We start from the raw sequence: 26,306 nt of genomic DNA, 5'->3' as shown, positions 1-26,306 counted from the left end.
TCGACGGGGCAGCCACTCGGACAATGACAATCCACTGGAGAAAAAACATGTCCCAGAAACCCTACGTTGCCGGCGTCGGCATGATCAAGTTCGTCAAGCCGGGCACCAGCGGCACCTACATCGAGATGGGCGCCGAGGCCATCCGCCTGGCCCTGAAGGATGCCGGCCTGGACTACAACCTCGTGCAGCAGGCCTATGCCGGCTACGTCTACGGCGACTCCACCTGCGGCCAGGCGGCCCTGTATGAAGTCGGCATGTCCGGCATCCCGGTGGTCAACGTCAACAACAACTGCGCCACCGGCTCCAGCGCGCTGTGGCTGGCCCGTCAGGCCGTGGAAAGCGGTGCCGTGGACTGCGCCCTGGCCGTCGGCTTCGAGCAGATGCAGCCCGGCGCCCTGAAAGGCCACTGGGATGACCGCCCGCGTGCCACCACTCACATGACCCAGGGCATCATCGACGAGCTGTGCGCCGACGTCGCCGGCATTCCGGGCGCGCTGCAGATGTTCGGTGGCGCCGGCCGCGAGCACATGCAGAAGTACGGCACCCAGATGTCCACCTTCGCCGCGATCCGCGCCAAGGCCAGCCGCCACGCCGCCAACAACCCGCTGGCGATGTTCCGCAAGGTCGTCACCACCGAGGACGTGATGAACGACCAGGTGATCTGGCCGGGCGTGATGACCCGCCTGATGGCCTGCCCGCCGACCTGTGGCGCGGCTGCCGCGATCATCTGCTCGGAGGCTTTCGCCAGGAAGCACGGCCTGCGCACCGACGTGGTGATCCTGGCCCAGGCCATGACTACCGATTCCCCGGCTGCCTTCGAGTCCCGCTCGATGATCGAAGTGGTCGGCTTCGACATGGCGCTGCGTGCCGGCAAGGCGGTCTACGAGAAGGCCGGCGTCGATCCGCGCGACATCCGCGTCGCCGAGATGCACGACTGCTTCGCCCACAACGAACTGCTGACCTATGAATCCCTGGGCCTGTGCCCGGTGGGCGGCGCCGAGAAGTTCGTCCTCGACGGCGACAACACCTACGGCGGCCAGGTCGTCACCAACCCGTCCGGCGGCCTGCTCTCCAAGGGCCATCCGCTGGGCGCCACCGGCCTGGCGCAGTGCTACGAGCTGACCCGTCAGATCCGCGGCAGCGCCGAAGCCACCCAGGTGGAAGGCGTGAACCTCGCCCTGCAGCACAACCTCGGCCTGGGCGGCGCCTGCGTCGTCACCCTGTACGGTCGTGGCTGATCGATTGGCGTGAATCCGGCGCGGGCCACTCCCGAGTGGTTCGTGCCTGGCCAGGGATGGCCTTGCTTGAACCCAATGATGTGTAGGTGAAACAGATGAGCAATAGAACAATCACAATGCTGAAAACCGGCGCCCTGGCGCTCTCCCTGTTGGCTTCCAGTGTCATGGCTGCCGTCTCTCCCGATGAGGCTGCCAAGCTGGGCACCACCCTGACTCCGGTGGGTGCGGAAAAGGCCGGTAACGCCGATGGCAGCATTCCCGCCTGGGCGGGTGGCCTGCAGCCGGGCGCGGCCCCGGTGGACGCCAAGGGCTTCCTCGGTGATCCCTATGCCAGCGACAAGCCGCTGTTCACCATCACCGCAGCCAACGTCGACCAGTACAAGGACAAGCTGAGCCCTGGCCAACTGGCGATGTTCAAGCGCTATCCGGACAGCTACAGGATTCCGGTCTACCCCAGCCGCCGCAGCGCCGCTCTGCCGCAAGCCGTCTACGACCGCGCCAAGGTCAGTGCGCTGAACACCGTGACGGTGAACGACGGCGACGGCCTGGCCAACTTCGAGAAGTCGCGCAACTACGCCTTCCCGATTCCGAAGACCGGCAACGAGGTACTGTGGAACCACCTGACCCGCTACAAGGGCACCAACTTCTCGCGGATCGTCGCCCAGGCCGTGCCGCAGACCAACGGCAACTTCACCATCGTCCAGTTCGAGGAAACCGCCGCCTTCCCGGACCAGTTGGCCGATGTCGATCCGATCGCGAACGCGAACATCCTGCTCTACATCAAGCAGGTGACCGTCGCCCCGGCGCGCCTGGCCGGCGGCGTGCTGATGGTTCACGAGACCCTCGACCAGATCAAGGAACCGCGCATGGCCTGGGCCTACAACGCCGGCCAGCGCCGCGTGCGCCGCGCCCCGCAGGTGGCCTACGACGGCCCGGCCAACGCCGCCGACGGCATGCGCGTATCGGATGACAACGACATGTTCTCCGGCGCCCCGGACCGCTACACCTGGAAACTGGTCGGCAAGCGCGAGATGTACATTCCGTACAACAGCTACAAGCTGTGGTCGTCGAACCTGAAGTACGACGACATCATCGAGCCCGGCCACATCAACCAGGACCTGACCCGCTACGAGCTGCATCGCGTGTGGGAAGTGGAAGGCACCCTCAAGCCCGGCCAGCGCCATATCTACAGCAAGCGCACCCTGTTCCTCGACGAGGACACCTGGGGCATCGCCGAAACCGCCCAGTACGACGGCCGTGGCCAGCTGTGGCGCGTGGGCGAAGGCTTCCAGGTGCAGAACTACGAGAAACGCCTGCCGTACTACGCCGCCCAGACACTCTACGATGTGATCGCCGGCCGCTACTTCGTCGGTGGCCTGACCAACGAGGCCAAGCATGGTGTGCAGTGGGACCAGAAGTTCACCATGAAGAACGACTTCACCCCGACCGCACTGCGCAACGCCGGCATCCGCTGATCCGCGTTCCTTCCCGACTCTCCGCAACCGCCCGCGTGCCAGAAGCCGCGGGCGGTTGCGGGTCGAGGTCTTGTACAGATACCACAGGAATCGAATGGCCGGTGACAGCGCCATGGGTGCCTGCTGCCTGCCATTCCACGTCGGGAGGGGGCTGAAGCGGATCGTTCCTTGCGTGGTCCGCCTCGGTGAAGTGCCCCGTCCCTTCGAGTTGCAACAAGAACAACAGAGGACAGGATTTTCGATGTACATCACCCAAGGCCTGCACCGCCACCTGCAGCGGCGCCCGAATGCCACCGCCATACGCATCAACGGCCGCAGCGTGACCTACGCCGAGTTCGGCGAGCGCGTCGCCCGCCTGGCCGGAGCGCTGAAGAAGCTGGGCGTGGCCAGCGGCGACCGCGTGGCCATGCTTTCCCTCAATTCCCAGCGCTATATCGAGTACTACCAGGCCGTGCCCTGGGCCGATGCGGTGCTCAACCCGGTGAACATCCGCTGGAGCGCCGCGGAGATCATCTATTCCCTGGACGATTCGGATACCACCGTCCTGATCGTCGATGACGCCTTCAAGGAGCTCGGCGCGCGCATTGCCGCCGATGCGAAGACCATCCGCACGGTGATCCATGCCGGCGACGGCGAAACTCCCGAAGGCATGCTCGGCTACGAGGCGCTGATCGAAGGCAGCGAGCCCGTGGAAGACGCCCGCCGTGGCGGCGATTCGCTGCTCGGCATCTTCTACACCGGCGGCACCACCGGCTTCCCCAAGGGCGTGATGCTCAGCCACAGCAACCTCGCGTTCTCATCCCTGGGAGTGGTGAACTCGGCGAGCTGCCAGGCCCACACCCGCTATCTGCACGTGATGCCGATGTTCCACCTGGCCGACTTCTCGGCCATGACCGCACTGTTCATGACCGGGGGGACGCACGTGGTGCAGTCGTCCTTCGTGCCGAAGCAGGTACTGCAGACCATCGCCAGCGAACGCATCAGCGAGCTCCTCATGGCGCCGACCATGATCCAGATGCTGCTGGATGCGCGCGACGCCGACCCGGAATTGCAGAAGCTCGACCTCGGTTCGCTGGAGCGCATCGGCTATGGCGCCTCGCCGATCACCCCGGCGCTGCTCGACCGCGCCCGCCGCGTGTTCACCTCCGCCGGCTTCGCCCAGGGCTACGGCATGACCGAACTGGCGCCGCTGGCCAGCACGCTGCTGCCGGAGCATCACAGCGCCGAATGCCAGGCCAGCGGCAGGATGTACTCGGCCGGCCTGCCGGCGGTCTGCGTGGAAGTGCGCATCGTCGATCCCGAGGACAACGAGGTGCCGCGCGGCACCGTCGGCGAGATCGTGGTGCGCGGACCGAACATGATGATGGGCTACTGGAACAAGCCGGAAGCCACCGCCGAGGCGCTGCGGGGCGGCTGGATGCACACCGGCGACGGCGGCTACATGGACGAGGACGGTTTCGTCTACGTCTGCGACCGGATCAAGGACATGATCGTCAGCGGCGGCGAGAACATCTATTCCGCCGAGGTCGAGACCGCCCTCGCCAGCCACCCGGCCGTGGCGCAGGCCGCGGTGATCGGCATTCCCTGCGACAAGTGGGGAGAGACCGTGCATGCGGTGATCGTGCTCAAGCCGGAGGCCAGCGTCGGCAGCGAAGAGATCGTCGCCCACTGCCGCGAACGCATCGCCGGCTACAAGTGCCCGCGCAGCCTGGAGTTCCGCGACAGCCTGCCGCTATCCAGCGTCGGCAAGGTACTCAAGACCGACCTGCGCAAGCCGTTCTGGGAAGGCCGCAAGCGCGGCGTCGCCTGAGCCTGAGGGGAGTTCCAGCCAGCGCCGTGGAGGTGGTCTGGCTGGAGGTTTGCGCGAATCGCGCTATCTCAGATGCAGGTCATCATCAGGGCACCGTCCGCGCCCAGGGCGCGCTGCTCAGGTGCTGGGCCAGGTAGTCCAGCAAGGCCGTCACGCGGGCCGGCCGCAAGGGGCCCGGCGGGGCATCGATCAGTTCCCCGCTCTGCAACGCATCCCAGACGATGAACTCCGGCTGCAGCGCCAGGCCCTGACCGGCGAACACGGCCGGGCTGATGATGTCCGCGTTGTTGCTGCTGATCCGTCCCCGCACCGGGACTGCGCATTCGCCCTCGCCCGGATGGCGGAACTTCCATAGCTCCGGTGTCGGCAGGTTCGTGTAGATCAGGCACGGGTGCTTTTCCAGGTCCCGCGGATGCCGGGGGTGGCCGTGCCGTTCGAGGTAGTCCGGCGTGACCACCAGCGGGCGCCGCACGGCGCAGAGCCGGCGCGAGCGCAGGGACGAGTCGGGGAGTTCGGCGATGCGCAGGGCGACGTCGAATCCGCCTGCCACCATGTCGACCACTTGGTCGTCGAGCGACAGGTGAAGGTCTATCTCGGGGTACAGGCGCAGGAAGTCCGGAATGAGCGGGGCGAGGTATTTCACCCCGAACGACATCGGCGCCGTCATGCGCACCCGGCCCCTGGGCGTGGTGGCATGGGAGGAGGCTTCCGCCTCCGCGGCGGCACGGCCCTCGGCGAGGATGCGCTGGGCGCGCTCCCACGCCGCCTCGCCGGTGGGAGTGAGGGCCAGCCGCCGCGAAGTCCGCTGGAGCAGGTGAGTGCCGAGGCGCCGTTCCAGCCTGGTGATGCGCCTTCGACACCGTCGGCTGCGAAATGCCCAGCACATCGGCGGCGCCGGCGCTTGCCAGCCCGGAAGGACTGGACCGGCGCTTTATCGACCAGTTGACGCTCGCCCTGTCCACCCATCTCGATGAGCGATATGGCGCGCCGGCCACCGCGTCCGGAGGCGGCGGTCTTTCCGCCTGGCAGCTGCGGCGGGTCAGGGAGCTGATCGCCACCAGTCTGGCCGATGGCCTGTCGGTCGACCGCCTCGCCAGGGAATGCGCCCTGTCGCGCAGCCATTTCACCCGGGCCTTCAAGCGCAGCATGGGCATGTCTCCCCATGACTGGCTGCTGAGGATGCGCATCGAGAGAGCCAGGGAACTGATGCTGAACTCGACGCTTTATCTGTCGGAGATCAGCCTGGAATGCGGCTTCTCGGACCAGTCGCACTTTTCCCGGGTGTTTCTCCGGCTGACGGGGATGTCCCCGGCCAACTGGCGACGTCTCCAGCGCCCCGGCAAACAGGCCTGAGCGACTGCGGGCAGGCCCGCCTCAGTTCACCACGTTGCGCACGAAGCGCACCAGGCAATCGCCGTCGTTGTGGTAGGAGAACGGCTGGTTGCTCTGGAACACGTGGAAGCCGCCGCTCCCCACCTCCAGCGTCTCCCCGGCCAGCTCGATGGTCAGCCGGCCCTCGATGACGTAGACCATGTCGAACCAGCCCTCGGCATCCGGCTCGGCGGTGTAGCGGTCGCCGGGGGCGAGGGACCAGTGCCAGAGTTCGGCCTGCTTGTGCGCCGGGGTGCTGGCGAGGAGGGTGCCGCGGCTGTCGGCTTGCGCACCGGCCCAGGCGACTTCGTCGATGCGGTCAAGGTAGCCGGTGGCCGGTGGTCGGATCAGGTCGGCGAAGGCGACGCCGAGGCCGGCGGCGATGCGGTCGAGGGTGTTCAGGCTGACGTTGACGTCGCCGCTCTCGATGCCGACCAGCATGCGCCGGCTGACATTGGAAGCCTTCGCCAGCGCGTCCTGGCTGAGGCCGGCGGCGCGGCGCAGGTTTCGCACATTATCCGAGACGTGGACGAGGACGCTGGGGCGTTCGTTATCGCTGGGCAATATATTGCTCACTCTGTGAATTTTGCGCATTATGTTGCACATCAGAGTAAGCCAATTTTCGCTGCCCGTTTCAACCTGCCCCGGTCTGCCGTCATGCCTCGCTCCCACGTTGCTTCCATTCTTTTCCCGGTCGGCCTGCTGCTGGTCGCCATGGCCTCGATCCAGAGCGGTGCCTCGCTGGCGAAGAGCATCTTCCCGGCCATCGGCGCGCAGGGCACCACGGCCATGCGCCTGCTGTTCGCCGCGGTGATCCTGCTGGCGCTGCTGCGCCCGTGGCGCAAGCGCATCGAGCCGAAGGCGTGGCGTTCGCTGATCGTCTACGGCGTGGCGCTGGGCGGCATGAACCTGATGTTCTACATGGCCCTGCGCACCATTCCGCTGGGCGTCGGCGTGGCGCTGGAATTCACCGGGCCGCTGGCGGTGGCGCTGTTCTCCTCGCGGCGGCCGATCGATTTCCTCTGGATCGCCCTGGCGGTGTTCGGTCTCTGGCTGCTGCTGCCGCTGGGCTCGATGGGCGCCAGTATCGATCCGCTCGGTGCCGCCCTGGCGCTCGGCGCGGGAGCCTGCTGGGCGCTGTACATCCTCTTCGGCCAGCGCGCCGGCGCCGACCATGGTGCCCAGGGCGCGGCGCTCGGCGTGACCATCGCTGCGTTGTGCGTGGTGCCGATCGGCTTCGCCCATGCCGGCACCGCGATGTTCGCGCCGGAACTGCTGCCGGCGCTGCTGGGCGTCGCGATACTCTCCAGCGCCTTCCCCTACACCCTGGAAATGGTCGCCCTGACGCGCCTGCCGGCGCGCACCTTCGGCACCCTGATGAGCATCGAACCGGCATTCGCCGCGATTTCCGGGCTGGTGTTCCTCGGCGAGCAGCTGAGCGCGATGCAGTGGGTGGCGATCGGCGCGATCATCTTCGCCTCGGCGGGCACCACCCTGAGCAGCCAGCCGAGCCAGCCGGTAGCGGTGCCGGCGCCGGATTGAAAGGCCGGGCAGGAGCCAGAACCGTAGGGCGGGTGCAACCCGCCGAAGCGGTTTCAGTACGTAGGGTGGATCACGCTCCATCGATCCACCATTCCCGCGTGCCGGAGCCAGGATGGTGGATGGAAAAGCGCCATCCACCCTACGTTTCGCTGACCCCCTGCGTTCCGCCCTACACGTTGAGTTCGTGGATACGGATACGTCGGCGCGCGCTGCGCTGCAGGCGGATGCCGAGCATGATCGCCGCGCAGGTCAGGCCGACGATCAGGCCCTGCCACAGCCCGCGCGGACCGGTCGGTTCGTGCAGCCAGTGGGCCAGGCCGAGGCTGTAGCCCACCGGCAGGCCGATGCCCCAGTAGGCGAACAGCGTCATCAGCATGGTCGCGCGGGTGTCCTGGTAGCCGCGCAGGGCGCCGGCGGCGGTGACCTGCAGGCCATCGGAGAACTGGAACAGCGCGGAGAACACCATCAGCGAGGCGGCCAGCGCGATCACCTGCGGGTCGGCGGTGTAGAGGCTGGCGATCTGCTCGCGGAACAGCAGGATGCCGCTGGCCGACAGGCAGGCGTAGCCCAGCGCCGTGCACATCCCGACTCCGGCGACGAAGCGCGCATTGCGCGGCGCACCGGCGCCGAGGTTCTGGCCGACGCGCACGGTGATCGCCATAGCCAGGGAGTAGGGAATCATGAACACCATGGCGCTGACGTTCAGGGCGATCTGGTGGCCGGCGACGATCTTCTCGCCCAGCTCGCCGATCAGCAGGGCGATCACCGAGAAGATGCTCGACTCGGCGAAGATGGCGATGCCGATCGGCAGGCCGACCGCCACCAGCCGGCGGATCACCGCCGTATCGGGGCGCTCCCAGCGGGCGAACAGGCGGCTCGGGCGATACACCGGCGCCCGGTTCACCCAGAACAGCATGCCCAGCAGCATCGACCACATCACCGTGCCGGTGGCCCAGCCGCAGCCGGGCCCGCCCAGGGCCGGGAAGCCGAAGTGGCCGTAGATCAGCGTGTAGTTCAGCGGGATGTTCAGCAGCAGGCCGCAGATGCCCAGCACCATGCTCGGACGGGTGCGGCCGAGGCCGTCGCTGAAGCAGCGCAGCACGTGGTACAGCGCCACCGCCGGCAGGCCGAAGGCGATGCCGCGCAGATAGAAGAGGGTGGGCTCGACCAGCGCTGCCTCGACCTTCATCGCCCGCAGCACCGGCTCCGACAGGAACCACAGCGCCGCCGCCGCCAGCGGACCGACCAGCAGCGCCAGCCACAGCGCCTGGCGCACCAGCGGGCCGGTGCCGGGCTGGTCGCCGGCGCCGTAGCGCTCCGCCACCTTGGCGGTGGTGGCGAGCAGGGTGCCGGTCATCAGCAGGAACACCGGAATCCAGATCGAGTTGCCCAGCGCCACCGCAGCCAGGTCGCGCGGGCCGACGCGGCCGGCCATGACCGCATCGACGAAGCCCATGGCGGTGGTGGCCAACTGGGCGATCATGATCGGCGTGGCGAGGGTGAGCAGTTCCTTCAGCTCGATGGCGACGCGCCGTCTGCGGGAGACGGGCTGGGTGATGGCAGTCACGATGATCCTTCTGCGTACTGGAAAAAGCCCGCCAGTCTAAAGCCTGTCGGAGTGGTCAGGAAGGGCCGGGCATCCCGGCCGCGACCACCGATCGCGGCGCTGGTAAAGTGGGCGTCTCGGAAAACGGAGTCAGCCAATGCGTATTCTTGCCGATGAGAACATTCCCCTGGTCGAAGCCTTTTTCGGCGGTCACGGCGAAATCCGCCGCGTGCCGGGCCGTGGCATCGACCGCGCCGCCATCGGTGACGCCGAAGTGCTGCTGGTGCGCTCGGTGACCCGCGTCGACCGCGCCCTGCTGGAAGGCAGCCAGGTGCGCTTCGTCGGCACCTGCACCATCGGCACCGACCACCTGGACCTGGAGTATTTCGCCGGGGCCGGCATCGCCTGGGCCAGCGCGCCGGGCTGCAATGCGCGCGGCGTGGTGGACTGGGTGCTGGGCAGCCTGCTGGTGCTGGCCGAGCTGCAGGGCGTCGATCTCGCCTCGCGCAGCTACGGCGTGGTCGGCGCCGGCCAGGTCGGCGGGCGGCTGGTGGACGTGCTGCGCGGGCTGGGCTGGAAGGTGCTGGTCTGCGACCCGCCGCGGCAGGCCGCCGAGGATGGCGATTTCGTCGAACTGGACGAGCTGCTGCGCAAGTGTGACGTGGTCAGCCTGCATACCCCGCTGACCCGCCTCGGCGCGCATCCCACCCGCCATCTGCTCGACGCCGCGCGGCTGCGCTCGCTGCGGCCGGGCGCCTGGCTGCTCAACGCCAGCCGTGGCGCGGTGGTGGACAACCTGGCGCTGCGCGAACACCTGCAGGCCGGCGCCGACCTGGAAGTGGCGCTGGACGTGTGGGAGGGCGAGCCGCAGGTGGATGTCGCCCTGGCGCATCTGTGCCAGATCGCCACGCCGCACATCGCCGGCTACAGCCTGGACGGCAAGATTCGCGGCACTGCGCAGATCCACGAGGCCTTCTGCGCCTGGAAGGGCGTGGCGCCGGCGGTGCGCCTGGACGACCTGCTGCCGCCGCAGTGGCTGGCGGGGCTGAGCCTGTCGGAAGACTGCGACCCGGACTGGGCGCTGGCGCTGCTGTGCCGCGCGGTGTACGACCCGCGCGGCGACGATGCCGCGTTCCGCCGCAGCCTGGCCGGCGATGACGCGACACGGGCGAAAGCCTTCGACGCGCTGCGCAAGCACTACCCGCCGCGCCGCGAGATCACCGGGCTGTGGGTCGACCTGCAGGGCGAGGCGCCGGCGCTGCAGCGGATCGTCGATGCGCTGGGGGCGAACCGGGTGGGGGAGTGAACGCCCTCAGTCCGAGTCTTCGCAGCTTTCATCCAGCTCCTTGCACGCGCGCCGGATCATGTCCTCGGTGATGGGGATTTCATGCCCCTCGGCATCGATGATGGAGCCGCCGACCGATTGCTGGGGGTTGCCGGGAGTCGGTGCGGGGCTGGGCTCGGTCTTGCGGGTTTCCGGGGTGCTCATGGCCAGGTTCCTCATCGGCTGTTGCTTGCAGTCTAGACAGATCGCATGAAGCCTCGGTGACGCGCCAGGGCGTATTCCAAAGCAAAAAACCGGAGCCCCGCGCATGGCGTGCCATGCGCGAAGTCCCCGGTTGGTGCTTGTCGTTATAGTGTCCGCCCCGGCGCTGGGCCGGTCCGGACGAGGTGATGCTGAAATGAGTATGGACGGGTTTCGCTTGGGGCTGATCATCAATCCGCTGGCCGGTATTGGCGGCCCGACCGCGCTCAAGGGCAGCGACGGAGTCGCCGAACTGGCTCTGGCGCGCGGCGCCGAGCCGCACGCGGCGGATCGCACGCGGACCGCCCTGGAGCGCCTGCTGCCCCTGCGCGAGCGCCTGGCCTTCCTGACCTTCCCCGGCCCGATGGGCGCCGACCTGCTGCGCGACATGGGCTTCCGCCACGAAGTCCTCGGCCAGATCGAGGGCCCGCAGAGCACCGCCGAGGACACCCGCCATGCGGTGCAGGCGCTGCAGGACGCCGGCGTGGCGCTGATCCTCTTCGCCGGCGGCGACGGCACCGCGCGGGACGTGGCCGGCGTGGCGCGGGAAGGCCAGCCGGTGCTGGGGATTCCCGCGGGGGTGAAGATCCACTCCGGCGTCTACGCCATCAGCCCGCGCGCCGCTGGCGAACTGGCGCGGCGCCTGGTGGAGGGCGGCCTGGTGCGCCTGACCCACGGCGAAGTCCGCGACCTCGACGAGGCCGCGCTGCGCGAGGGGCGTTTGGCGGCGCGCTGGTACGCCGAGCTGACGGTGCCCGAGGAAGGCCACTTCATGCAGCACGTGAAGCAGGCCGGAGTCGAGACCGAGGAACTGGTGCTGGCCGATCTCGCCGACTGGCTGGCGGACAGCTGGGAGGAGGGCGTGCGCTACGTCTTCGGCCCCGGCTCGACGCTGCACGGCCTGGCTCAGGTGCTCGGGCTGGAGACCACGCTGCTCGGCGTGGACGTGATCGAGAACGGCCAGGTGATCGCCCGCGACGTCACCGAGCGGCAGCTGTTGGAACTGGTCGACGGCCATCCGGCGTTCCTGCTGGTCACCGCCATCGGCGGCCAGGGCCACATCATCGGCCGCGGCAACCAGCAGATCAGCCCGCGCGTGCTGCGCGCCATCGGCCTGGAGAGGCTGCGGGTGGTCGCCACCAAGCGCAAGCTCGGCACGCTGGAAGGCCGGCCGTTGCTGGTGGACAGCGGCGATCCGCGGCTGGACGCGGAATTCCCCGCCGCCGTGCGCGTCTGGGCCGGCTACAAGGAAGAACTGATCTACCCGGTGGGGCGCGATCTCTGAACCGTCCGGCGCTTCGCCTGGCATGACGGGAATCACCTTCTAGACTTCCTTCCCTCGTGCAAACAGCAAGTCCGCCCGGCCCGGGGCGGCACGAGGGGAGAGGCGATGCCCGCATCATCCAGTCCGGCATTCCGGGTGCTGGTGCTCGGCGGCTACGGCAATTTCGGCAGCCTGATCGTGCGTCGCCTCGGCGCCTGCGAGGGCATCCAGGTGCTGGTCGCCGGCCGCGACCGCAAGCGCGCGGAGGACCTGGCGCGGGAAACCGGCGGCGAGGCGGTGTGCCTGGACATGAACCAGCCGACCCTGGCCGGCCGCCTCGCCGAGCTGCGGGTGAACCTGGTGATCTGCGCCGCCGGCCCGGTCCGGCACCGGGACTACCGGGTGGCGCGGGCGGCGGTGGAAGCCCGCGCGCATTATCTCGACCTCGCCGACTCACGTGCCTTCGTCTGCAACATCGGCCAGCTGGACCGCCTGGCGCGTAGCGCCGGGGTGCTGGTATGCGCCGGCGCCGCCTCGCTGCCGGCGCTGAGCGCGGCGGTGGTGGATCACCTGCTGCCGCGCTTCTCCCGCCTGGACAGCATCAGCCACGGCATCAGCTGGTCGGCGAGGATTCCCGGGCTCGCCACCCTGGTCGAGGCGCTCGACTGCTGCGGCAAGCCGCTGCGCCAGTGGCGCCAGGGCCGGTGGCAGGAGGTCTACGGCTGGCAGGGACTGCGCCGCCACCGCTTCGCCGCGCCGCTGGGCAGGCGCTGGCTGGCCTGGTGCGATGCGCCCGATCTGGAGCTGTTCCCGCAGCGCTACGCCGGCGTGCGCGACGTGCAGTTCGCCAGCGGGCAGGGCAGCGGCCTGGCCCAGGTGGGTGCCTGGGCGCTCGCCTGGCTGGTGCGCAGCGGCCTGCTGCGCAGCGTCGCGCCGTACTGCGCCAGCCTGCAGCGCATGGCGCGGGTGCTGCAGCCACTGGGCAGCGGGCGCAGCGGAATGTTCGTCTGCCTGCACGGCGAGGGTGACGACGGCCGGCCGCTGGCGCTGTGCTGGGAGCTGCTCGCCAGCGCCGGGCATGGCTCCAGCATTCCCGCCAGCGTCGCCGTCGCCCTGGCGCGCCAGCTGGCCAGCGGCAGGCTCGCCCGGCGCGGCGCGATGCCCTGCGTCGGCCTGCTCGGCCTGGACGACTACCTGGCCGAACTGGACGGCCTGCAGGTGCGTCAGCTGACCCGGGAAATCTGATCCATCGCAAGAACGGCCGCCGCCGCGCCACCTAGACTGGCGGACCGCTCACCCCCTGCGAAAGGAGTCACCCCATGAATGTGGACGTTGCCATCGTCGGCGCCGGTCCGGCCGGACTCTGCCTGGCCCGCGCGCTGTCCGGGCATGGTCTGTCGATCCTGCTGATCGACCGCCAGCCGCTCGCCGCTCTGGCGGACCCTGCCGAAGACGGCCGCGAGATCGCGCTGACCCATGCCTCGCAGGCGCAGCTGCGCACGCTGGGCCTGTGGTCGCGCATCGCCGCCGAGGATGTTTCGCCGCTGCGCGATGCCCAGGTGCTCAACGGACAGTCGCTGTTCGCCCTGCGCATCGAGGCGGGCATGGCCGGCGCCGGCCAGCTCGGCTACCTGGTGTCGAACCAGGCGATCCGCCGGGCCGCCTACGCGGTGGTGGAAAACTGTCCCGACGTGACCCTGCTGGGCGAAACCGCGATCGCCGCGCTGCACGCCCAGCCCGACGGCATGCGCGTGACCCTCGCCGATGGCGGCGAAGTGCATGCCCGCCTGCTGGTGGCCGCCGACAGCCGCTTCTCGGAAACCCGCCGCCTGCTCGGCATCGGCGCGCGCATGCAGGACTTCGGCAAGACCATGCTGGTCTGCCGCATGGCGCACGAACGGCCGCACCGGCAGGTGGCGTGGGAATGGTTCGGCTATGGCCAGACCCTGGCGCTGCTGCCGCTCAACGGCGATCGCTCTTCGGTGGTGCTGACCCTGCCGCAGCGCGAGATGGCGCCGCTGCTGGAGATGGACGAGGAAGCCTTCGCCCGGGACATCGAACGGCGCTTCGAGCATCGCCTGGGCGGCATGTGCCTGGTCGGCGAGCCACATACCTACCCGCTGGTCGGCGTCTACGCCGAACGCATGGCCGGTCCGCGCTGCGCCCTGATCGGCGACGCCGCGGTGGGCATGCACCCGGTCACCGCCCACGGCTTCAACTTCGGCCTGCAGAGCCAGCGCCGGCTGGCGGAAGAGCTGCTGGCCACGCACCGCCGCGGCGGCGACATCGGCTCGGCCTGGCCGCTGCAACGCTATGCGCTGGCGCACCGCCTGGCGACCTGGCCGCTGTACCAGGCGACCAGCGCCATCGTCGGCCTGTACAACCAGCCGAGCCCGCCGGCACGCCTGCTGCGCAACGCCGGGCTGCGCCTGGCCCAGGCCATGCCGCCGCTGCGCCGGGCCATCGCGCGGCATCTGACCCAGGGCGCGTGAGGCATTCCCCGGCCGTAGGAGCGGGCCATGCCCGCGACATATTTCATGGTTCCCACGCAGGAGCGTGGGAACGATAGGCGCCCGCGTTATTTCCCACGTATGGCGTGCTCCTGCAATGTCACGGAATCGGCATATCCTCCGACCCCGGCCCCAACGGCTGGCCGTAGCTGAACTCGACGTAATTACCGCAAGGGTCACGAACGCCACAGTAATAGCCGACTGGATAGGGCTCCTGGCGCGGCGCCCAGATCAGGCAGCCATCCTCCGCGGCCATGGCTGCCACGGCGTCGACGGCCGCGTGGCTGTCGACGGCGAAACCGAAGTGGCTGTAGTCGTCCGCCGCCAGGTGGCGGGCCTCGCCGCCGGGCATGATGACGAAGATGAAGCTGTGCTCCTTGCCCGGTTCGGCCATCCAGACGATGCGCGAGCCCTTGCCTTCGCGCTGGTGGATCACCCGCATGCCGCAGAAGCGCTGGTAGAACGCGATGCAGGCATCCAGGTCCGGGACGTGCAGGGCCAGGTGGGTGAGGGTGGGTCGCATGGCGGCTTCTCCACGGGGTTTCCTCGCAGGATAGGCCAGTGCGGATAGGGTATGCTGCCGGCAATTTGCACACGGAGAGCGATGATGTCTTTCGATTTCGATCTGTTCGTGATTGGCGCCGGCTCCGGCGGCGTGCGCGCTGCGCGTTTCGCCGCCGGTTTCGGCGCGCGCGTGGCGGTCGCGGAAAGCCGCTACCTGGGCGGCACCTGCGTGAACGTGGGCTGCGTACCGAAGAAGCTGCTGGTCTACGGCGCGCATTTCCACGAAGACTTCGAACAGTCCGCCGGTTTCGGCTGGAGCGTCGGCGAGACGAGCTTCGACTGGCCCACGCTGATCGCCAACAAGAATCGCGAGATCCATCGCCTCAACGGCATCTACCGCAACCTGCTGGTGAACAGCGGCGTGACCCTGCTGGAAGGCCATGCGCGCATCTGCGACGCGCATACGGTGGAGGTCGACGGCCAGCGCTTCCGCGCGGCCAATATCCTCGTCGCCACCGGCGGCTGGCCGCAGATTCCCGACATTCCCGGCAAGGAACACGCGATCACCTCCAACGAGGCGTTCTTCCTCGAACAGCTGCCGCGCCGGGTGCTGGTGGTGGGCGGCGGCTACATCGCCGTGGAATTCGCCTCGATCTTCCACGGCCTCGGTGCGCAGACCACCCTGCTGTATCGCCGCGACCTGTTCCTGCGCGGCTTCGACCGCAGCGTGCGCGAGCACTTGCGCGACGAACTGGGCGGGAAGGGCGTGGACCTGCAGTTCAACAGCGACATCGCCCGCATCGAGCGCGAGACGGACGGCAGCCTGGTGGCGACGCTCAAGGATGGCCGGGTGTTCGAGACCGATTGCGTGTTCTATGCCACCGGCCGCCGGCCGATGCTGGACAACCTGGGGCTGGAAAACGTCGCGGTGGAACTGGACGACAAGGGCTTCATCAAGGTCGACGACGCCTACCGCACCAGCGAGCCATCGATCCGCGCCATCGGCGACGTGATCGGCCGGGTGCCCCTGACCCCGGTGGCGCTGGCCGAAGGCATGGCGGTGGCGCGGCATCTGTTCCGCCCGGCCGAGTACCGTCCGCTGGACTACAAGCTGATCCCCACCGCCGTGTTCAGCCTGCCGAACATCGGCACCGTCGGCCTGACCGAGGATGAGGCGCGCAGCGCCGGGCACAAGCTGAAGGTCTTCGCCAGCCGCTTCCGCGCGATGAAGCTGACCCTGACCGAATGCCAGGAAAAGACCCTGATGAAACTGGTGGTCGATGCCGACACCGACCAGGTGCTCGGCTGTCACATGGTCGGCCCGGAGGCGGGGGAAATCCTCCAGGGCATCGCCGTGGCGCTGAAGGCGGGGGCGACCAAGCGCGTCTTCGACGAAACCATCGGCATCCACCCGACCGCCGCCGAGGAATTCGTCACCCTGCGCACGCCCGTCGAGTGACGGGCGCCATGCCGGCCGCTCAGCCTTCGCCGAGGGCGGCGGCTGGTTCCTCCTGGCGCTGCGCATAGCGCTGGGCGAGCGCGGCGCAGACCATCAGCTGGATCTGGTGGAACAGCATCAGCGGCAACAGGATCACGCCGACGGTGCCGCCGGCGAACAGCACCTGCGCCATCGGTACGCCGGTGGCCAGGCTCTTCTTCGAACCGCAGAAGACGATGGTGATTCGGTCTTCCCGGGAGAAGCCCAGGCGCCGCCCCAGCAGGCTGGTGGCGAGCAGCGCCAGGGCCAGCAGCACGCAGCAGGCGATCACCAGCCCGGCCAGCGCCGGCAGCGAAATCTGCCGCCACAGCCCCTGGACCACCGCGGCGCTGAAGGCGGTGTAGACCACCAGCAGGATAGAGCCCTGGTCGACGTAGCGCAGCACCGGCTTGTGCCTTTCCACCCAGCCGCCGATCCAGCCGCGCAGCATCTGTCCGGCGATGAAGGGCGCCAGCAGTTGCAGGGCGATCTTGCCGATGGCGTCGAGCGGCGACATGCCGGTATCGCCATGCACGCCCATCAGCAATTGCACCAGCAGCGGCGTGAGGAACACCCCGATCAGGCTCGAAGCCGAAGCGCTGCATACCGCCGCCGGGATGTTGCCGCGCGCCAGCGAAGTGAAGGCGATGGAGGACTGCACCGTGGCCGGCAGGGCGCAGAGGTAGAGCATGCCGAGGTACAGCTCCGGCGTGACCAGCGGCGACAGCAGCGGCTTGAGCAGCACGCCTAGGATCGGGAAGAGCACGAAGGTGCAGCAGAACACCAGCAGGTGCAGGCGCCAGTGGGTGGCGCCGGCGATGACCGCCTGCCGCGACAGCTTGGCGCCGTGCAGGAAGAACAGCAGGGCGATGCCGGCGTTGGTGATCCAGCTGAAGACGACCGCCACCTGCCCGGTGCAGGGCAGCAGGCTGGCGGCGGCCACGGTGGCGATCAGGGCCAGGGTGAAGTTGTCGGGGAGCAGGCGTGGGCGGGCCATGGGGATTCTCGCAGGCAAGTCAGTGGCTCGACTCTAGCCGCCCGTGCCGCCTTCCGGCTAACGCTAGAGAGCCAGCCTGTATCGCTGAACGGACAGTCTTCAGTGCAGACGGAAATCCAGCTCGACCTCGCTCACCGTGACCATGGCGCGCATGCGGGCGGCGAGCACTTCGGCGCGATGCCGCGGCAGCGCCGGCAGGCGCAGGTGCACGTGCATCCAGCCGTCTTCCTCGCGTGCCTGCATTTCCGTCGGGAGGTAGCCCTGGATGGCGAAGAGATTGAGCAGCCGGCAGAGGATATCGGCCTCGGCTTCCGCGCGGATGGCGAACAGGGCGCTATGGCCGGCGTCCTCGGGGCGCGGGGTCCAGCCGTCGGGGCGGAGGCCGAAGAGTTCGACCGGCTGGCTGTCGGCAGGAGTGAAGGGAGTACGCAGGGCCTGGTTCATGGGCGGTCCGGAGTGGCGGTGAACGGAGGCCCATTGTGGCGGTGGCGCCGAGGTTTTTCTGTTCTCGATTTTCCCTGTAAGAGACATTCGGCGCATAATCAATGCATGGATTCTATGCCAAGAGAATAAATATGCCTGTCACACTGGATGCCCATGACCAGCGGATTCTCGCCCTGCTGCAGGAAGAGGCGACGCTTTCCACCGCCGAGATCGCCGAACGCATCGGCCTGTCGCAATCGCCGTGCTGGCGGCGCATCCAGCGGCTGAAGGAGGAAGGCGTGATCCGCAAGCAGGTCACCCTGCTGGATCGCAGGAAGGTCGGGCTGAACGCGCAGATATTCGCCCAGGTCAAGCTGAACACCCACGGCCGCAACCACCTCACCGATTTCGCCGCGGCGATCCGCGAGTTCCCGGAAGTGCTGGAATGCCACGTGCTGATGGGGCCGGTGGACTTCATGCTGCGCATCGTCACCGAGGACATCGAGGCCTACGAACGCTTCTTCTTCGAGCGGCTGTCGCAGGTGCCGGGCATCCAGGAGATCAACTCCATCGTCGCCCTGTCGGAGATCAAGTCCACCACCAGCCTGCCGCTGCCGGGGCGCTGAGCCCCGGCACGGACCGGCTCTCAGACGCCGCCGAGATAATCCATCTTGCCTATCTCCACGCCGTTGTGGCGGAGGATGTCGTAGGCCGTGGTGACGTGGAAATAGAAGTTCGGCGTGGCGAAGCCGAGCAGGAAGTCGCGGCCGCTGAAGGTCACCTCGCGATTGCGCAGCTTCAGCTGGATGGTGCGCGTTTCGCTGCCGTCGAGCTGTTCCGCCTTGATCCCCTCGAGAAACCTGATGGTCCTGGCGATGCGCGCCTGCAATTCGTCGAAGGTAGTCTCGTCGTCCGGGTAGACGGGGATGTCGATGCCGGCCAGGCGCGCGGCGCAGCCCTTGGCGCTGTCGCTGGCGATCTGCACCTGGCGCGCCAGCGGCAGCATGTCCGGGGCGAGGCGGGCGTTGACCAGGACGGCGGGATCGATGGATTTCGCCTTGGCATGGGCGGCGGCCTTGGCGAGGATCGCCGACAGGTTGCCAAGCATGCGGATGAACACGGGGACCGAAGTTTCGTAGACCGACAGGGACATGCTGATACTCCAGGCAGTGACACGGGGAAAGGGCCATGAACTGGCCGTGCCGCTGGAGTCTAGTGCGAAGGCGGCGCGCCGTCGCTGGCGCGAATGCCGGGCTCAGTTGCGCCCGGCCACCTTCTGCGCCGGGCAGCGGCTGAGGTCGATCGCGCCGACATAGGGATTCCCCCAGCCCATCACGCAGCCCACCATCAGGTTGCGCTGGCGTTCCCAGTCCTGCACCGGGTACTGGCGGTTCCAGGCGTTGAACAGCTGGCGGTCCTGCTTCGACAGCCGCAGCTTGTAGCGGTCGCTCATGTAGAAGTAGGTGCGCGCGATCATCCCGCGGATCTGCGGGCGCGGCATGGCCTTCTGCGCGTCGAAGTCGATCACCATCGGGCAGGCGCCATATTGTTTCGGTTGCGGCGGCAGCCAGGCGAAGCCGTAGTTGCTGCGGTCGCCGTTCACTTCGCCGATGCTCGGCACCAGGTTGTGCAGGTCGGCCTCGGCCTTCTGGTAGGTGCGGTCGCGGCGCGAGCAGTTCTCCCGGCCGCCGTTCTGCCAGCACTGGCGCTGATGGCCGATCACCCAGGCCGGGACTATGTGTTCCCATTCGATGCGCCTGGCCCGGGCCGGCTGCTTGCGCGGAACGTAGCCGCAGCTGGCGAGGTCGACCTTGTTGCCGCTGTAGCGACAGCCACAGTAGAACTCCACCGATTGCCGGGCATACAGCTTGCGCCCGATCTTCTTGGCTTCCTCGAAGGTGCGTGGCGGTGCCGCGGAGGCGGCCAACGGCAGCAGGGCGAGCACCAGCAGCAGGGAGATGCAGCGACTAGTCATGAGAATTCGCTCTAGAAAGTTGCTGCATCTTAATGATTATGAAGGAGTTGCCAATCGTGGCATTCGGATGGCAGACGGTCGCCTTCTGCATCGCCGCTGTCTGGAGCTGGTAAGCTGCGGGTATTTCCCGTGATGAGGAGAAAGGGTTCGATGAGGTGGTTCAGCCATGCCCTGATGCTGGGCGCGAGCCTGTTGGCAGCGCAGGCTTCGGCGCAGAAGTTCGGTACCCACGAGGTGGCTCCCCAGCCATACCCGCAACAGCCGCAGGTCATCCAGCGCATCTACGTCAGCCCGGGTGCCAGCGGCCGGATCGACAGCTCGGCCAACTGGCAGCGCTATGACGGCCAGGGTGGCTACCGGGTTCCGCGCAGCTATGGGAATAGCGGATCGACCACCATCATCCGCTCCGGCAGTGGCGGGATTCGCCAGAGCACCGAGTACCCCAACGGCGTGGTGTATCCCTCGCAGCCGTACGACTCCACCATCCGCCGCCAGAACTATCCCTGACAGCACGGGCTTCAGGCGTTGGCCGAAAGCTGGCGGGCTTCCTCGACGTAATCCCTGAGCCAGCGCAGCACTTCCACAGCGTCCCAGCGCGACGGATCGAACATCGCATAGGCCATGCCCTGGTAGCCGACCACGTCCAGCGGCCGGTGATAGCCCGCGCGTTGCAGCAGGGCCTCGATCTCGGCGAAGCAGACGTTGAAATGCGTGCGGGTGAAGGGCGTCTTGCCTTCCATCACCAGTCCTTCCATCTGCAACTCCGCAACGGCTTCGCGGACCTCGTCCGTGCCCATCCGCTCGATGGCCTGTTTCATCTGTCTTATATCCACCATTTGCCTCCTCCCATCTGGATGGCTTTCAGCGCCTTCGTGCGAATAATCTCAAAATACTGTATGCATGAACAGTATTTGCGGCTACCATCGATTTACCAGCCGACGAAGTACCCGGTCGGAAATCTCCGTACGAAATCCTCCAAGAAAAAAGGAGTGCATGGCGATGCTACGAATCCTGATGCTGTGTGCGGTCCTGGTTTCGCTGGTCGGTTGCGCCGAGCCGCCGATGGACCAGCCCCGGGCCAATGGCGCCTACCTGATCATCGAAGGCCGCGACGCCTGGGCGGTGCTGGTGGCCGACGGCAAGCGCGTGGAGGAACGCGGCACGGTGCTCGATGCGATCCGCCTGCCGCGGAAGGACGCGCCGATCGCCGCCAGCTACGTGATCGACACGCCCAATTGCGGCCGTCTCCAGTGGCTGGTCGAAGGCGAGGGACATGCGGCGGGGACCACCATCTTCCTCTCCGCGCGGGACGGGCAGGCCGATCTTTCCGCCTGCCGCATCAGCGGCGACCTGAGCCGGGTCTGGACCGCGCTGGACTACTCCGGCTGAAGGATTTCGATGGAGCGCAGCGCATTTCACGAATTCTTCACGGCGATGTGATATCAATGGGGGCAGCTAAAGGACTAGCACCCCAAATAAAAAACCCGCTTTTTACAGCGGGTTTTTTATTTTTCGCCGAAATTCAGCTCTGTTCCTGATAGAACCGGACGATGGCGGAGAAGTCCAGCTGGCCGTTGCCCTGGGCGCTGAACGCCTGGTAGAGCTGCTGGGCGAGGGCGCCGAGCAGTACCGGCTGACGCACCTGGCGCGCGGCTTCGGCGGCGAGGCCGAGGTCCTTGAGCATCAGGTCGGTGCCGAAGCCGCCGCTGTAGCCGCGCTGGGACGGCGCGCCGGTCAGCGGGTTGTTCACCTCGGAACTCCAGCAGCGTCCGCTGGAGGTGTTGATGATGCCGGCCAGCACTTCGGCGTCCATTCCCAGCTTCACGCCCAGCGACATCGCCTCGGCCACGCCGATCATGGAGATGCCGAGCAGCATGTTGTTCGCCACCTTGGCCACCTGGCCGTTGCCGGCCGCACCGCAGTGCACGATGTTCTTGCCCATCGCAGCGAGAGCTGGCTTGGCACGCTCGAAATCGGCCTGCTCGCCGCCGACCATGAAGGTCAGGGTGCCCGCCGCGGCGCCGGCGGTACCGCCGGAGACTGGTGCGTCGAGCATCGGATTGCCGTGGGCGCGGGCGGCGGCGGCCACTTCGCGGGCGCTGTGCGGGTCGATGGTGGAGGAGTCGATCAGCAGCACGCCGGGCTGCACGTTGGCCAGCAGGCCGTCGTCGCCGAGGTAGACCTGCTTCACGTGCTGCGCGGCCGGCAGCATGGTGAGGATGACTTCCACGTCGGCGCGGGCCACCTCGGCGGGCGAAGCGACGCTCTTGGCGCCCTGGCCGACCAGATTCTGCACGGCGGAAGCGGAGAGATCGAAGACGGTGACGTCGTAGCCGGCCTTGAGCAGGTTGGCGGCCATGGGGCCGCCCATGTTGCCGAGACCGATGAAGCCGATGCGCATGGGAATGTCCTTGTTGTTCTGGACCTGGCGAGCAGCTGCTCATGTAGGAGCGAGCTTGCTCGCGAAGCACTGGTGCGGATTCGTTCGCCAGCAAGCTGGCTCCTACGAAGAGCGAGCCGGGCGGGTACGACCCGCCCGCCGCATCACTTCAGGTTGATGGTGGTATTCACCGCACCGCCGACCTCGTTCTCGTCGAACCAGCGCTCGGTGACGGTCTTGGTCTGGGTGTAGAACTGGATCACCTGCTTGCCGTACGGGCCGAGGTCGCCGAGCTTGGAGCCGCGCGAGCCGGTGAAGGAGAACAGCGGAACCGGTACCGGGATCGGCACGTTGATGCCGACCTGGCCGACGTCGATCTCTTCCTTGAAGTGGCGGGCCGCCGCGCCGGAGCGGGTGAACAGCGCGGTGCCGTTGCCGTTCGGGTTGGCGTTGATCATCTCGATGGCCTGGTCGAGGGTGTCGGCGTGCATCACGCAGAGCACCGGGCCGAAGATTTCCTCGCGATAGACGCTCATCTCGGTAGTGACGCCGGAGAAGACGGTCGGCGCGACGAAGTTGCCGTTGCCGTAGCCGTCGACCTGCGGGTTGCGGCCGTCCAGTTCCAGCTTCGCGCCTTCCTGCACGCCGCGCTCGATCAGGCCGCTGACGCGGTCCAGGGCGGAGCAGGAAACCAGCGGGCCGACATCGGTGCCCGGCTCGACGCCGGCGCTGACCTTCAGGGTCCTGGCCTTCTCGACCAGTTCCGGCAGCCACTGCTGGGCTTCGCCGACCAGCACCACCACCGACAGCGCCATGCAGCGCTGGCCGGCCGCGCCGAAGGCAGCGCCGGCGAGGTTGTTCAGGGTCTGTTCCTTGTTCGCGTCGGGCAGCACCACCGCGTGGTTCTTCGCGCCCATCATGCACTGCACGCGCTTGCCGTTCAGCGAGGCGCGGTTGTATACGTGGGTGCCGACGCGGGTCGAACCGACGAAGGAAACCGCCTTGATGTCCGGGTGATCGCAGATCGCGTTGACCGCATCCGGGCCGCCATGGATCACGTTCAGCACGCCCGGCGGCACGCCGGCCTCATGGGCCAGCTCGGCGAGGCGCATGGTGACCATCGGGTCCTGCTCGGAGGGCTTGAGGACGAAGGTGTTGCCGGTGGCGATGGCCATCGGGAACATCCACAGCGGGATCATCGCCGGGAAGTTGAACGGCGTGATGCCGGCGCAGACGCCGATCGGCTGCAGCATGGTGAAGGTATCGACGCCGCCGGCGACGTTGTTGGCCAGTTCGCCGAGCTGCAGGTTGCCGATGGCCGAGGCGTGCTCCACCACTTCCAGGCCGCGGAAGATGTCGCCCTCGGCGTCCGGCAGGGTCTTGCCCTGTTCGGCGGTGAGCAGAGCGGCCAGCTCCTTCATGTTCTCGCGGATCAGTTGCTGGTACTTGAGGAAGATCCGGGCGCGGGCGCCGATCGGGGTCTTCTTCCAGGTCTTGAAGGCCTTCTTGGCGCTGGCGACGGCGGCGTCGATCTCCGCCTGGGTGGCGAAGGGCACGCGGGCCAGGACTTCCTGGGTGGCGGGGTTGATCACCTCGCGCCATTCGTTGGTGGTCGATTCGACGAGTTTGCCGTCGATCAGCAGCTTGACGGTGGCAACTGCGGCAGGGGCTTGCATGGTCATGTGGACTCCAACGCTTCGTTGTTCGTGGCCCGAGGGCCTTCTGGAAGACTCGGATTGAGAGTAGCAGTGCATTTTTGATGAATTCAATGCGGCGACGTGCAAGCATGGTCTGCGTTTTTGCACAGGGCGAAGCATATGGACTGGGATAATCTGCGTTTTTTCCTCGAGCTGTCGCGCGCCGGAAAGCTCACCGTGGCCGCGCGGCGCCTGGGCGTCGACCACACCACGGTGGCGCGCCGGCTGCAGGCGCTGGAGAAGGGCATCGGTGCGCAACTGCTGGTGCGCGAGACCGCCGGCTATCGCCTGACCGAGGCCGGCCACGCGCTGCTGCCCCAGGCCGAGGCGATGGAAAGCGCCTGCAAGCAGATCGAGAAACGCCTGGGCGGGATGGAGGACAACCTGTCCGGCAAGGTGCGCATCGGCGCCACCGAGGGCTACGGCTCGACGCTGCTGACCTCGCAACTGGTGGAGCTGAACCGCCTCCACCCGCACCTGGGCGTCGACCTGCTCGCCGTGCCGCGCGCGCTGCAGCTGTCGCGCCACGAGGCGGACATCGTCATCACCCTGGAGCGCCCGGAGCGCGGGCCGTACCTGATCACCCGCCTGACCGATTACGTGCTGCGGGTATACGCCTCGCGGGAATACCTGGCCTCCCATCCACCGATCACCGGCCGCGAGGACCTGCGCGGCCATCCCTTCATCGGCTACGTCGACGACATGCTCTACAGCAAGGAGCTGCAATACCTCGACGAGATCGGCCGGCCGCTGACCATCGCCCTGCGCAGCACCAGCATCCTCGCCCAGCAGCGCGCGGTGGCGGAGGGCGCCGGGGTGGCGATCCTGCCGAGCTTCGCGGCGGCGGGCGATCCGCGGCTACAGGAAGTGCTCAGCGGCGAGATCGAGTTCGTGCGGACGTTCTGGATGCTGATGCCGGTGGAGCTGAAGGACATCGCGCGGATGCGCACCACCTGGGATTTCCTGCGGGAGAAGGCGGAGGCCAGCCAGGACCTGCTGATGGGACGCTGAGCCGGGCCGGTCGCGCCCCGCGGGTGCGGGACGCGGGTGCGGGACGCGGCCGGATCTGAAGCAAATCAGGCGAGACCGACGTAGAGGTTCTGCACGTCGTCATTACCGTCCAGGGCATCGAGGAAGGCTTCGACTTCCTCCAGTTCCGCACCGCCCAGGCTGACCGGGTTCTTCGGCCGGTAGCCGAGATTGGCCGAGCGCACCGTGAAGCCGAACTCCGGCAGCGCGCGGCAGACGGCGTCCACGTCGGTCGATTCGGTGATGAACAGGGTGCCGTCTTCGTCAGCCGGCTCGAAGTCCTGGGCGCCGGCCTCGATGGCGGCGAGTTCGGGATCGCTGTCGGCGTTGTCCGGAGTCGCCTCGATCATGCCCACATAGTCGAAGTCCCAGGCTACCGAGCCGGAAGTGCCGAGCTGGCCCTTGCGGAACAGCACGCGAATCTCGGCGACGGTGCGATTCACGTTGTCGGTGAGGCATTCGACGATCACCGGCACGCGGTGCGGCGCGAAACCTTCGTAGACGACCCGTTCGAAGCTGGCGCCGCCATCGAGCAGACCGGCGCCTTTCTTGATCGCGCGTTCCAGGGTGTCGCGCGGCATCGAAGCCTTTTTCGCCTGCTCCACTACCAGGCGCAGGCGTGGGTTCATGTCGGGATCGGCGCCGTTGCGCGCGGCGATCATGATTTCCTTCGACAGCTTGCCGAAGACACGGCCCTTGGCGTTGGCTGCAGCTTCTTTATGTTTGGCTTTCCACTGGGCGCCCATGCTGAATCTCTTGGCTGGATGAACAGGTGGACAAGTCTACGGCCTTGCATGATCGCTGGCGATCGCTGCGCCCCATCGAAATCGCTCGGCCGGTTCTGCCCGATCAGATGCGCCGCCACACGCTGGCCAGCCACGGCTGCTGCTCGCGGGGCAGGCCGGCGGGGCGGTAGTAGTGTTCCAGTTCGACGAAGCCGGCGCCTGCCAGCAGGCGGCGCCAGTTCTCCAGGTCGTGGAAGGCGCCGTAGCGGCCGTGGTTCCAGCCTTCGCTGTTGTCGCCGCGCGGATTGGAACTGAACAGCACGCCGCCGGGTTTCAGCGCGGCGTGCAGTTCGCCGAGCACGCGCGACAGTTCCTGGCGCGGCACGTGGAACAGCGAGGCATTGGCGAAGATGCCGTCGAAGTGCATTCCGGGCAGGGCCAGTTCGAGGAAATCCTGCTGCCACACCTCGCAGCCCGATGCCGCGCGGGCCATGGCGACGAAGTCCGCGCAGCCGTCCAGGCCCACCGGCTCATGGCCGAGCGCCTTAAAAGCCAGCAGGTCGCGCCCCGGTCCGCAGCCGAAATCGAGGATGCGCAGTGGCGGAGTGCCGTGGATATGGCGCAGCAGCGCCTCGATGTTCTGGCTGACGTCGTGGTCGCGGGTGCCCTCGCGGAAGGCTTCGGCGTTGCGCTGGTAGTGCTCCAGCGTGGTGGCGCTGATGTCGTGCAGGTCGGCGGGAGTCAGTTTCATGGGAGTGGCGGGCGCAGGGAAATTGCCAGCCATTCTAGCGGCTGTCGCGAGCCTCTTTCAGGACAGG

28 protein-coding genes are annotated in these 26,306 nt (G+C 67.7%); 14 read left to right on the top strand and 14 right to left on the bottom strand.

The window, feature by feature from the left end; translation table 11 throughout:
• Positions 1–47: 47 nt before the first annotated feature.
• The 3 genes from BLR75_RS07780 (at position 48) to BLR75_RS07770 (ending at position 4,523) form a co-directional block, all read left to right on the top strand.
• Complete coding sequence (locus BLR75_RS07780; protein ID WP_090416028.1) at positions 48–1,238, top strand: lipid-transfer protein; 1,191 nt, start codon at positions 48–50, stop codon at positions 1,236–1,238.
• A gap of 95 nt (positions 1,239–1,333) precedes the next feature.
• Complete coding sequence (locus BLR75_RS07775; RefSeq protein ID WP_084311768.1) at positions 1,334–2,713, top strand: DUF1329 domain-containing protein; 1,380 nt, start codon at positions 1,334–1,336, stop codon at positions 2,711–2,713.
• Between the two features lie 241 nt (positions 2,714–2,954).
• A complete protein-coding gene (locus BLR75_RS07770; RefSeq protein ID WP_084311769.1) occupies positions 2,955–4,523 on the top strand; it encodes a long-chain-fatty-acid--CoA ligase in 1,569 nt (522 codons plus the stop codon).
• Positions 4,524–4,608: 85 nt separating this feature from the next.
• Here BLR75_RS07770 and BLR75_RS07765 read toward each other — a convergent pair whose 3' ends face one another.
• Complete coding sequence (locus BLR75_RS07765) at positions 4,609–5,409, bottom strand: LysR substrate-binding domain-containing protein (RefSeq protein WP_217633592.1); 801 nt, start codon at positions 5,407–5,409, stop codon at positions 4,609–4,611.
• Between BLR75_RS07765 and BLR75_RS26850 the strand changes: the two genes are divergently transcribed.
• Complete coding sequence (locus BLR75_RS26850; protein ID WP_217633591.1) at positions 5,397–5,876, top strand: helix-turn-helix domain-containing protein; 480 nt, start codon at positions 5,397–5,399, stop codon at positions 5,874–5,876. The two genes, BLR75_RS07765 and BLR75_RS26850, sit on opposite strands and share 13 nt — an antisense overlap.
• 21 nt (positions 5,877–5,897) lie before the next feature.
• Here the strand turns inward: BLR75_RS26850 and BLR75_RS07755 are convergent, their stop codons facing one another.
• Positions 5,898–6,500, bottom strand: a complete 603-nt coding sequence (locus BLR75_RS07755; protein ID WP_090416026.1) for a helix-turn-helix domain-containing protein — start codon at positions 6,498–6,500, stop codon at positions 5,898–5,900.
• Between the two features lie 51 nt (positions 6,501–6,551).
• On the opposite strand from BLR75_RS07755, the gene rhtA reads away from it, so the two are divergent.
• Positions 6,552–7,436, top strand: coding sequence for a threonine/homoserine exporter RhtA (rhtA, locus tag BLR75_RS07750; protein WP_084311771.1), 885 nt, complete (start codon positions 6,552–6,554; stop codon positions 7,434–7,436).
• A gap of 169 nt (positions 7,437–7,605) precedes the next feature.
• Here rhtA and BLR75_RS07745 read toward each other — a convergent pair whose 3' ends face one another.
• Positions 7,606–9,003: an MATE family efflux transporter gene (locus BLR75_RS07745; protein ID WP_084311772.1), complete on the bottom strand. Its 1,398-nt coding sequence runs from the start codon at positions 9,001–9,003 to the stop codon at positions 7,606–7,608.
• Between the two features lie 136 nt (positions 9,004–9,139).
• Here BLR75_RS07745 and pdxB point away from each other — a divergent pair, with 136 nt between their 5' ends.
• Complete coding sequence (gene pdxB, locus BLR75_RS07740) at positions 9,140–10,288, top strand: 4-phosphoerythronate dehydrogenase PdxB (protein ID WP_084311773.1); 1,149 nt, start codon at positions 9,140–9,142, stop codon at positions 10,286–10,288.
• Positions 10,289–10,294: 6 nt separating this feature from the next.
• Here the strand turns inward: pdxB and BLR75_RS26690 are convergent, their stop codons facing one another.
• Positions 10,295–10,471 carry a PA1571 family protein gene (locus tag BLR75_RS26690; RefSeq protein ID WP_169720250.1) on the bottom strand — a complete coding sequence of 59 codons (177 nt, stop codon included), beginning with the start codon at positions 10,469–10,471 and terminating at the stop codon, positions 10,295–10,297.
• A gap of 199 nt (positions 10,472–10,670) precedes the next feature.
• Between BLR75_RS26690 and BLR75_RS07730 the strand changes: the two genes are divergently transcribed.
• The 3 genes from BLR75_RS07730 to ubiM all read left to right on the top strand — a co-directional run bounded on the left by BLR75_RS07730 (position 10,671) and on the right by ubiM (position 14,263).
• Complete coding sequence (locus BLR75_RS07730; protein WP_084311774.1) at positions 10,671–11,792, top strand: ATP-NAD kinase family protein; 1,122 nt, start codon at positions 10,671–10,673, stop codon at positions 11,790–11,792.
• A 105-nt stretch (positions 11,793–11,897) separates the two neighbouring features.
• Positions 11,898–13,016: a saccharopine dehydrogenase family protein gene (locus BLR75_RS07725; protein ID WP_084311775.1), complete on the top strand. Its 1,119-nt coding sequence runs from the start codon at positions 11,898–11,900 to the stop codon at positions 13,014–13,016.
• Between the two features lie 74 nt (positions 13,017–13,090).
• Complete coding sequence (ubiM, locus tag BLR75_RS07720) at positions 13,091–14,263, top strand: 5-demethoxyubiquinol-8 5-hydroxylase UbiM (protein ID WP_084311776.1); 1,173 nt, start codon at positions 13,091–13,093, stop codon at positions 14,261–14,263.
• Between the two features lie 118 nt (positions 14,264–14,381).
• On the opposite strand, the gene BLR75_RS07715 is transcribed toward ubiM, so the two are convergent.
• Entirely contained in the window at positions 14,382–14,804 is a 423-nt protein-coding gene (locus tag BLR75_RS07715; protein ID WP_084311777.1) for a VOC family protein, read from the bottom strand.
• A gap of 84 nt (positions 14,805–14,888) precedes the next feature.
• On the opposite strand from BLR75_RS07715, the gene gorA reads away from it, so the two are divergent.
• The gene (gene gorA / locus BLR75_RS07710) at positions 14,889–16,244 is read left to right on the top strand and encodes a glutathione-disulfide reductase (RefSeq protein ID WP_084311778.1); all 1,356 of its coding nucleotides are present in this window, start codon (positions 14,889–14,891) and stop codon (positions 16,242–16,244) included.
• Between the two features lie 19 nt (positions 16,245–16,263).
• Here gorA and BLR75_RS07705 read toward each other — a convergent pair whose 3' ends face one another.
• Positions 16,264–17,259 (bottom strand): bile acid:sodium symporter family protein, encoded by a 996-nt coding sequence (locus BLR75_RS07705; protein ID WP_084311779.1) that lies wholly within the window; start codon positions 17,257–17,259, stop codon positions 16,264–16,266.
• A 99-nt stretch (positions 17,260–17,358) separates the two neighbouring features.
• Positions 17,359–17,703, bottom strand: a complete 345-nt coding sequence (locus tag BLR75_RS07700) for a hypothetical protein (RefSeq protein WP_084311780.1) — start codon at positions 17,701–17,703, stop codon at positions 17,359–17,361.
• Positions 17,704–17,834: 131 nt separating this feature from the next.
• Between BLR75_RS07700 and BLR75_RS07695 the strand changes: the two genes are divergently transcribed.
• Complete coding sequence (locus BLR75_RS07695; protein ID WP_084311781.1) at positions 17,835–18,308, top strand: Lrp/AsnC family transcriptional regulator; 474 nt, start codon at positions 17,835–17,837, stop codon at positions 18,306–18,308.
• Positions 18,309–18,328: 20 nt separating this feature from the next.
• Here the strand turns inward: BLR75_RS07695 and BLR75_RS07690 are convergent, their stop codons facing one another.
• Together BLR75_RS07690 and BLR75_RS07685 are read right to left on the bottom strand one after the other, a co-directional pair.
• Positions 18,329–18,835 (bottom strand): DUF1993 domain-containing protein, encoded by a 507-nt coding sequence (locus BLR75_RS07690; protein WP_084311782.1) that lies wholly within the window; start codon positions 18,833–18,835, stop codon positions 18,329–18,331.
• Positions 18,836–18,937: 102 nt separating this feature from the next.
• A complete protein-coding gene (locus BLR75_RS07685) occupies positions 18,938–19,657 on the bottom strand; it encodes an endonuclease (protein ID WP_084311783.1) in 720 nt (239 codons plus the stop codon).
• Between the two features lie 150 nt (positions 19,658–19,807).
• On the opposite strand from BLR75_RS07685, the gene BLR75_RS07680 reads away from it, so the two are divergent.
• The gene (locus BLR75_RS07680) at positions 19,808–20,164 is read left to right on the top strand and encodes a hypothetical protein (protein WP_084311784.1); all 357 of its coding nucleotides are present in this window, start codon (positions 19,808–19,810) and stop codon (positions 20,162–20,164) included.
• An 11-nt stretch (positions 20,165–20,175) separates the two neighbouring features.
• Here BLR75_RS07680 and BLR75_RS07675 read toward each other — a convergent pair whose 3' ends face one another.
• Positions 20,176–20,493, bottom strand: coding sequence for a transcriptional regulator (locus tag BLR75_RS07675; RefSeq protein WP_084311785.1), 318 nt, complete (start codon positions 20,491–20,493; stop codon positions 20,176–20,178).
• A gap of 163 nt (positions 20,494–20,656) precedes the next feature.
• Here BLR75_RS07675 and BLR75_RS07670 point away from each other — a divergent pair, with 163 nt between their 5' ends.
• Positions 20,657–21,046, top strand: a complete 390-nt coding sequence (locus tag BLR75_RS07670) for a hypothetical protein (RefSeq protein WP_084311786.1) — start codon at positions 20,657–20,659, stop codon at positions 21,044–21,046.
• A gap of 133 nt (positions 21,047–21,179) precedes the next feature.
• Here BLR75_RS07670 and mmsB read toward each other — a convergent pair whose 3' ends face one another.
• Together mmsB and BLR75_RS07660 are read right to left on the bottom strand one after the other, a co-directional pair.
• Positions 21,180–22,058, bottom strand: a complete 879-nt coding sequence (gene mmsB / locus BLR75_RS07665) for a 3-hydroxyisobutyrate dehydrogenase (protein WP_084311787.1) — start codon at positions 22,056–22,058, stop codon at positions 21,180–21,182.
• A gap of 143 nt (positions 22,059–22,201) precedes the next feature.
• Positions 22,202–23,713 (bottom strand): CoA-acylating methylmalonate-semialdehyde dehydrogenase, encoded by a 1,512-nt coding sequence (locus tag BLR75_RS07660; RefSeq protein WP_084311933.1) that lies wholly within the window; start codon positions 23,711–23,713, stop codon positions 22,202–22,204.
• Between the two features lie 141 nt (positions 23,714–23,854).
• Here BLR75_RS07660 and BLR75_RS07655 point away from each other — a divergent pair, with 141 nt between their 5' ends.
• Positions 23,855–24,745: a LysR family transcriptional regulator gene (locus tag BLR75_RS07655; RefSeq protein WP_084311788.1), complete on the top strand. Its 891-nt coding sequence runs from the start codon at positions 23,855–23,857 to the stop codon at positions 24,743–24,745.
• A 65-nt stretch (positions 24,746–24,810) separates the two neighbouring features.
• On the opposite strand, the gene BLR75_RS07650 is transcribed toward BLR75_RS07655, so the two are convergent.
• Together BLR75_RS07650 and BLR75_RS07645 are read right to left on the bottom strand one after the other, a co-directional pair.
• Complete coding sequence (locus BLR75_RS07650) at positions 24,811–25,509, bottom strand: YebC/PmpR family DNA-binding transcriptional regulator (protein ID WP_084311789.1); 699 nt, start codon at positions 25,507–25,509, stop codon at positions 24,811–24,813.
• 103 nt (positions 25,510–25,612) lie between these two features.
• The gene (locus BLR75_RS07645) at positions 25,613–26,239 is read right to left on the bottom strand and encodes a class I SAM-dependent DNA methyltransferase (RefSeq protein WP_084311790.1); all 627 of its coding nucleotides are present in this window, start codon (positions 26,237–26,239) and stop codon (positions 25,613–25,615) included.
• Between the last annotated feature and the right edge of the window lie 67 nt (positions 26,240–26,306).

Source organism: Pseudomonas jinjuensis (assembly GCF_900103845.1).
GTDB classification, from domain to species: Bacteria; Pseudomonadota; Gammaproteobacteria; order Pseudomonadales; family Pseudomonadaceae; genus Pseudomonas; species Pseudomonas jinjuensis.
This window is presented reverse-complemented; position numbering and strand designations above follow the sequence as displayed.

Coding starts and splice junctions, on each gene's coding strand:
- BLR75_RS07780 (WP_090416028.1), top strand. CDS start 48: ATGTCCCAGAAACCCTACGTTGCCGGCGTCGGCATGATCAAGTTCGTC.
- BLR75_RS07775 (WP_084311768.1), top strand. CDS start 1,334: ATGAGCAATAGAACAATCACAATGCTGAAAACCGGCGCCCTGGCGCTC.
- BLR75_RS07770 (WP_084311769.1), top strand. CDS start 2,955: ATGTACATCACCCAAGGCCTGCACCGCCACCTGCAGCGGCGCCCGAAT.
- BLR75_RS26850 (WP_217633591.1), top strand. CDS start 5,397: ATGCCCAGCACATCGGCGGCGCCGGCGCTTGCCAGCCCGGAAGGACTG.
- BLR75_RS07765 (WP_217633592.1), bottom strand. CDS start 5,409: ATGTGCTGGGCATTTCGCAGCCGACGGTGTCGAAGGCGCATCACCAGG.
- BLR75_RS07755 (WP_090416026.1), bottom strand. CDS start 6,500: ATGTGCAACATAATGCGCAAAATTCACAGAGTGAGCAATATATTGCCC.
- rhtA (WP_084311771.1), top strand. CDS start 6,552: ATGCCTCGCTCCCACGTTGCTTCCATTCTTTTCCCGGTCGGCCTGCTG.
- pdxB (WP_084311773.1), top strand. CDS start 9,140: ATGCGTATTCTTGCCGATGAGAACATTCCCCTGGTCGAAGCCTTTTTC.
- BLR75_RS26690 (WP_169720250.1), bottom strand. CDS start 10,471: ATGAGCACCCCGGAAACCCGCAAGACCGAGCCCAGCCCCGCACCGACT.
- BLR75_RS07730 (WP_084311774.1), top strand. CDS start 10,671: ATGGACGGGTTTCGCTTGGGGCTGATCATCAATCCGCTGGCCGGTATT.
- BLR75_RS07725 (WP_084311775.1), top strand. CDS start 11,898: ATGCCCGCATCATCCAGTCCGGCATTCCGGGTGCTGGTGCTCGGCGGC.
- ubiM (WP_084311776.1), top strand. CDS start 13,091: ATGAATGTGGACGTTGCCATCGTCGGCGCCGGTCCGGCCGGACTCTGC.
- BLR75_RS07715 (WP_084311777.1), bottom strand. CDS start 14,804: ATGCGACCCACCCTCACCCACCTGGCCCTGCACGTCCCGGACCTGGAT.
- gorA (WP_084311778.1), top strand. CDS start 14,889: ATGTCTTTCGATTTCGATCTGTTCGTGATTGGCGCCGGCTCCGGCGGC.
- BLR75_RS07705 (WP_084311779.1), bottom strand. CDS start 17,259: ATGGCCCGCCCACGCCTGCTCCCCGACAACTTCACCCTGGCCCTGATC.
- BLR75_RS07700 (WP_084311780.1), bottom strand. CDS start 17,703: ATGAACCAGGCCCTGCGTACTCCCTTCACTCCTGCCGACAGCCAGCCG.
- BLR75_RS07695 (WP_084311781.1), top strand. CDS start 17,835: ATGCCTGTCACACTGGATGCCCATGACCAGCGGATTCTCGCCCTGCTG.
- BLR75_RS07690 (WP_084311782.1), bottom strand. CDS start 18,835: ATGTCCCTGTCGGTCTACGAAACTTCGGTCCCCGTGTTCATCCGCATG.
- BLR75_RS07685 (WP_084311783.1), bottom strand. CDS start 19,657: ATGACTAGTCGCTGCATCTCCCTGCTGCTGGTGCTCGCCCTGCTGCCG.
- BLR75_RS07680 (WP_084311784.1), top strand. CDS start 19,808: ATGAGGTGGTTCAGCCATGCCCTGATGCTGGGCGCGAGCCTGTTGGCA.
- BLR75_RS07675 (WP_084311785.1), bottom strand. CDS start 20,493: ATGGTGGATATAAGACAGATGAAACAGGCCATCGAGCGGATGGGCACG.
- BLR75_RS07670 (WP_084311786.1), top strand. CDS start 20,657: ATGCTACGAATCCTGATGCTGTGTGCGGTCCTGGTTTCGCTGGTCGGT.
- mmsB (WP_084311787.1), bottom strand. CDS start 22,058: ATGCGCATCGGCTTCATCGGTCTCGGCAACATGGGCGGCCCCATGGCC.
- BLR75_RS07660 (WP_084311933.1), bottom strand. CDS start 23,713: ATGCAAGCCCCTGCCGCAGTTGCCACCGTCAAGCTGCTGATCGACGGC.
- BLR75_RS07655 (WP_084311788.1), top strand. CDS start 23,855: ATGGACTGGGATAATCTGCGTTTTTTCCTCGAGCTGTCGCGCGCCGGA.
- BLR75_RS07650 (WP_084311789.1), bottom strand. CDS start 25,509: ATGGGCGCCCAGTGGAAAGCCAAACATAAAGAAGCTGCAGCCAACGCC.
- BLR75_RS07645 (WP_084311790.1), bottom strand. CDS start 26,239: ATGAAACTGACTCCCGCCGACCTGCACGACATCAGCGCCACCACGCTG.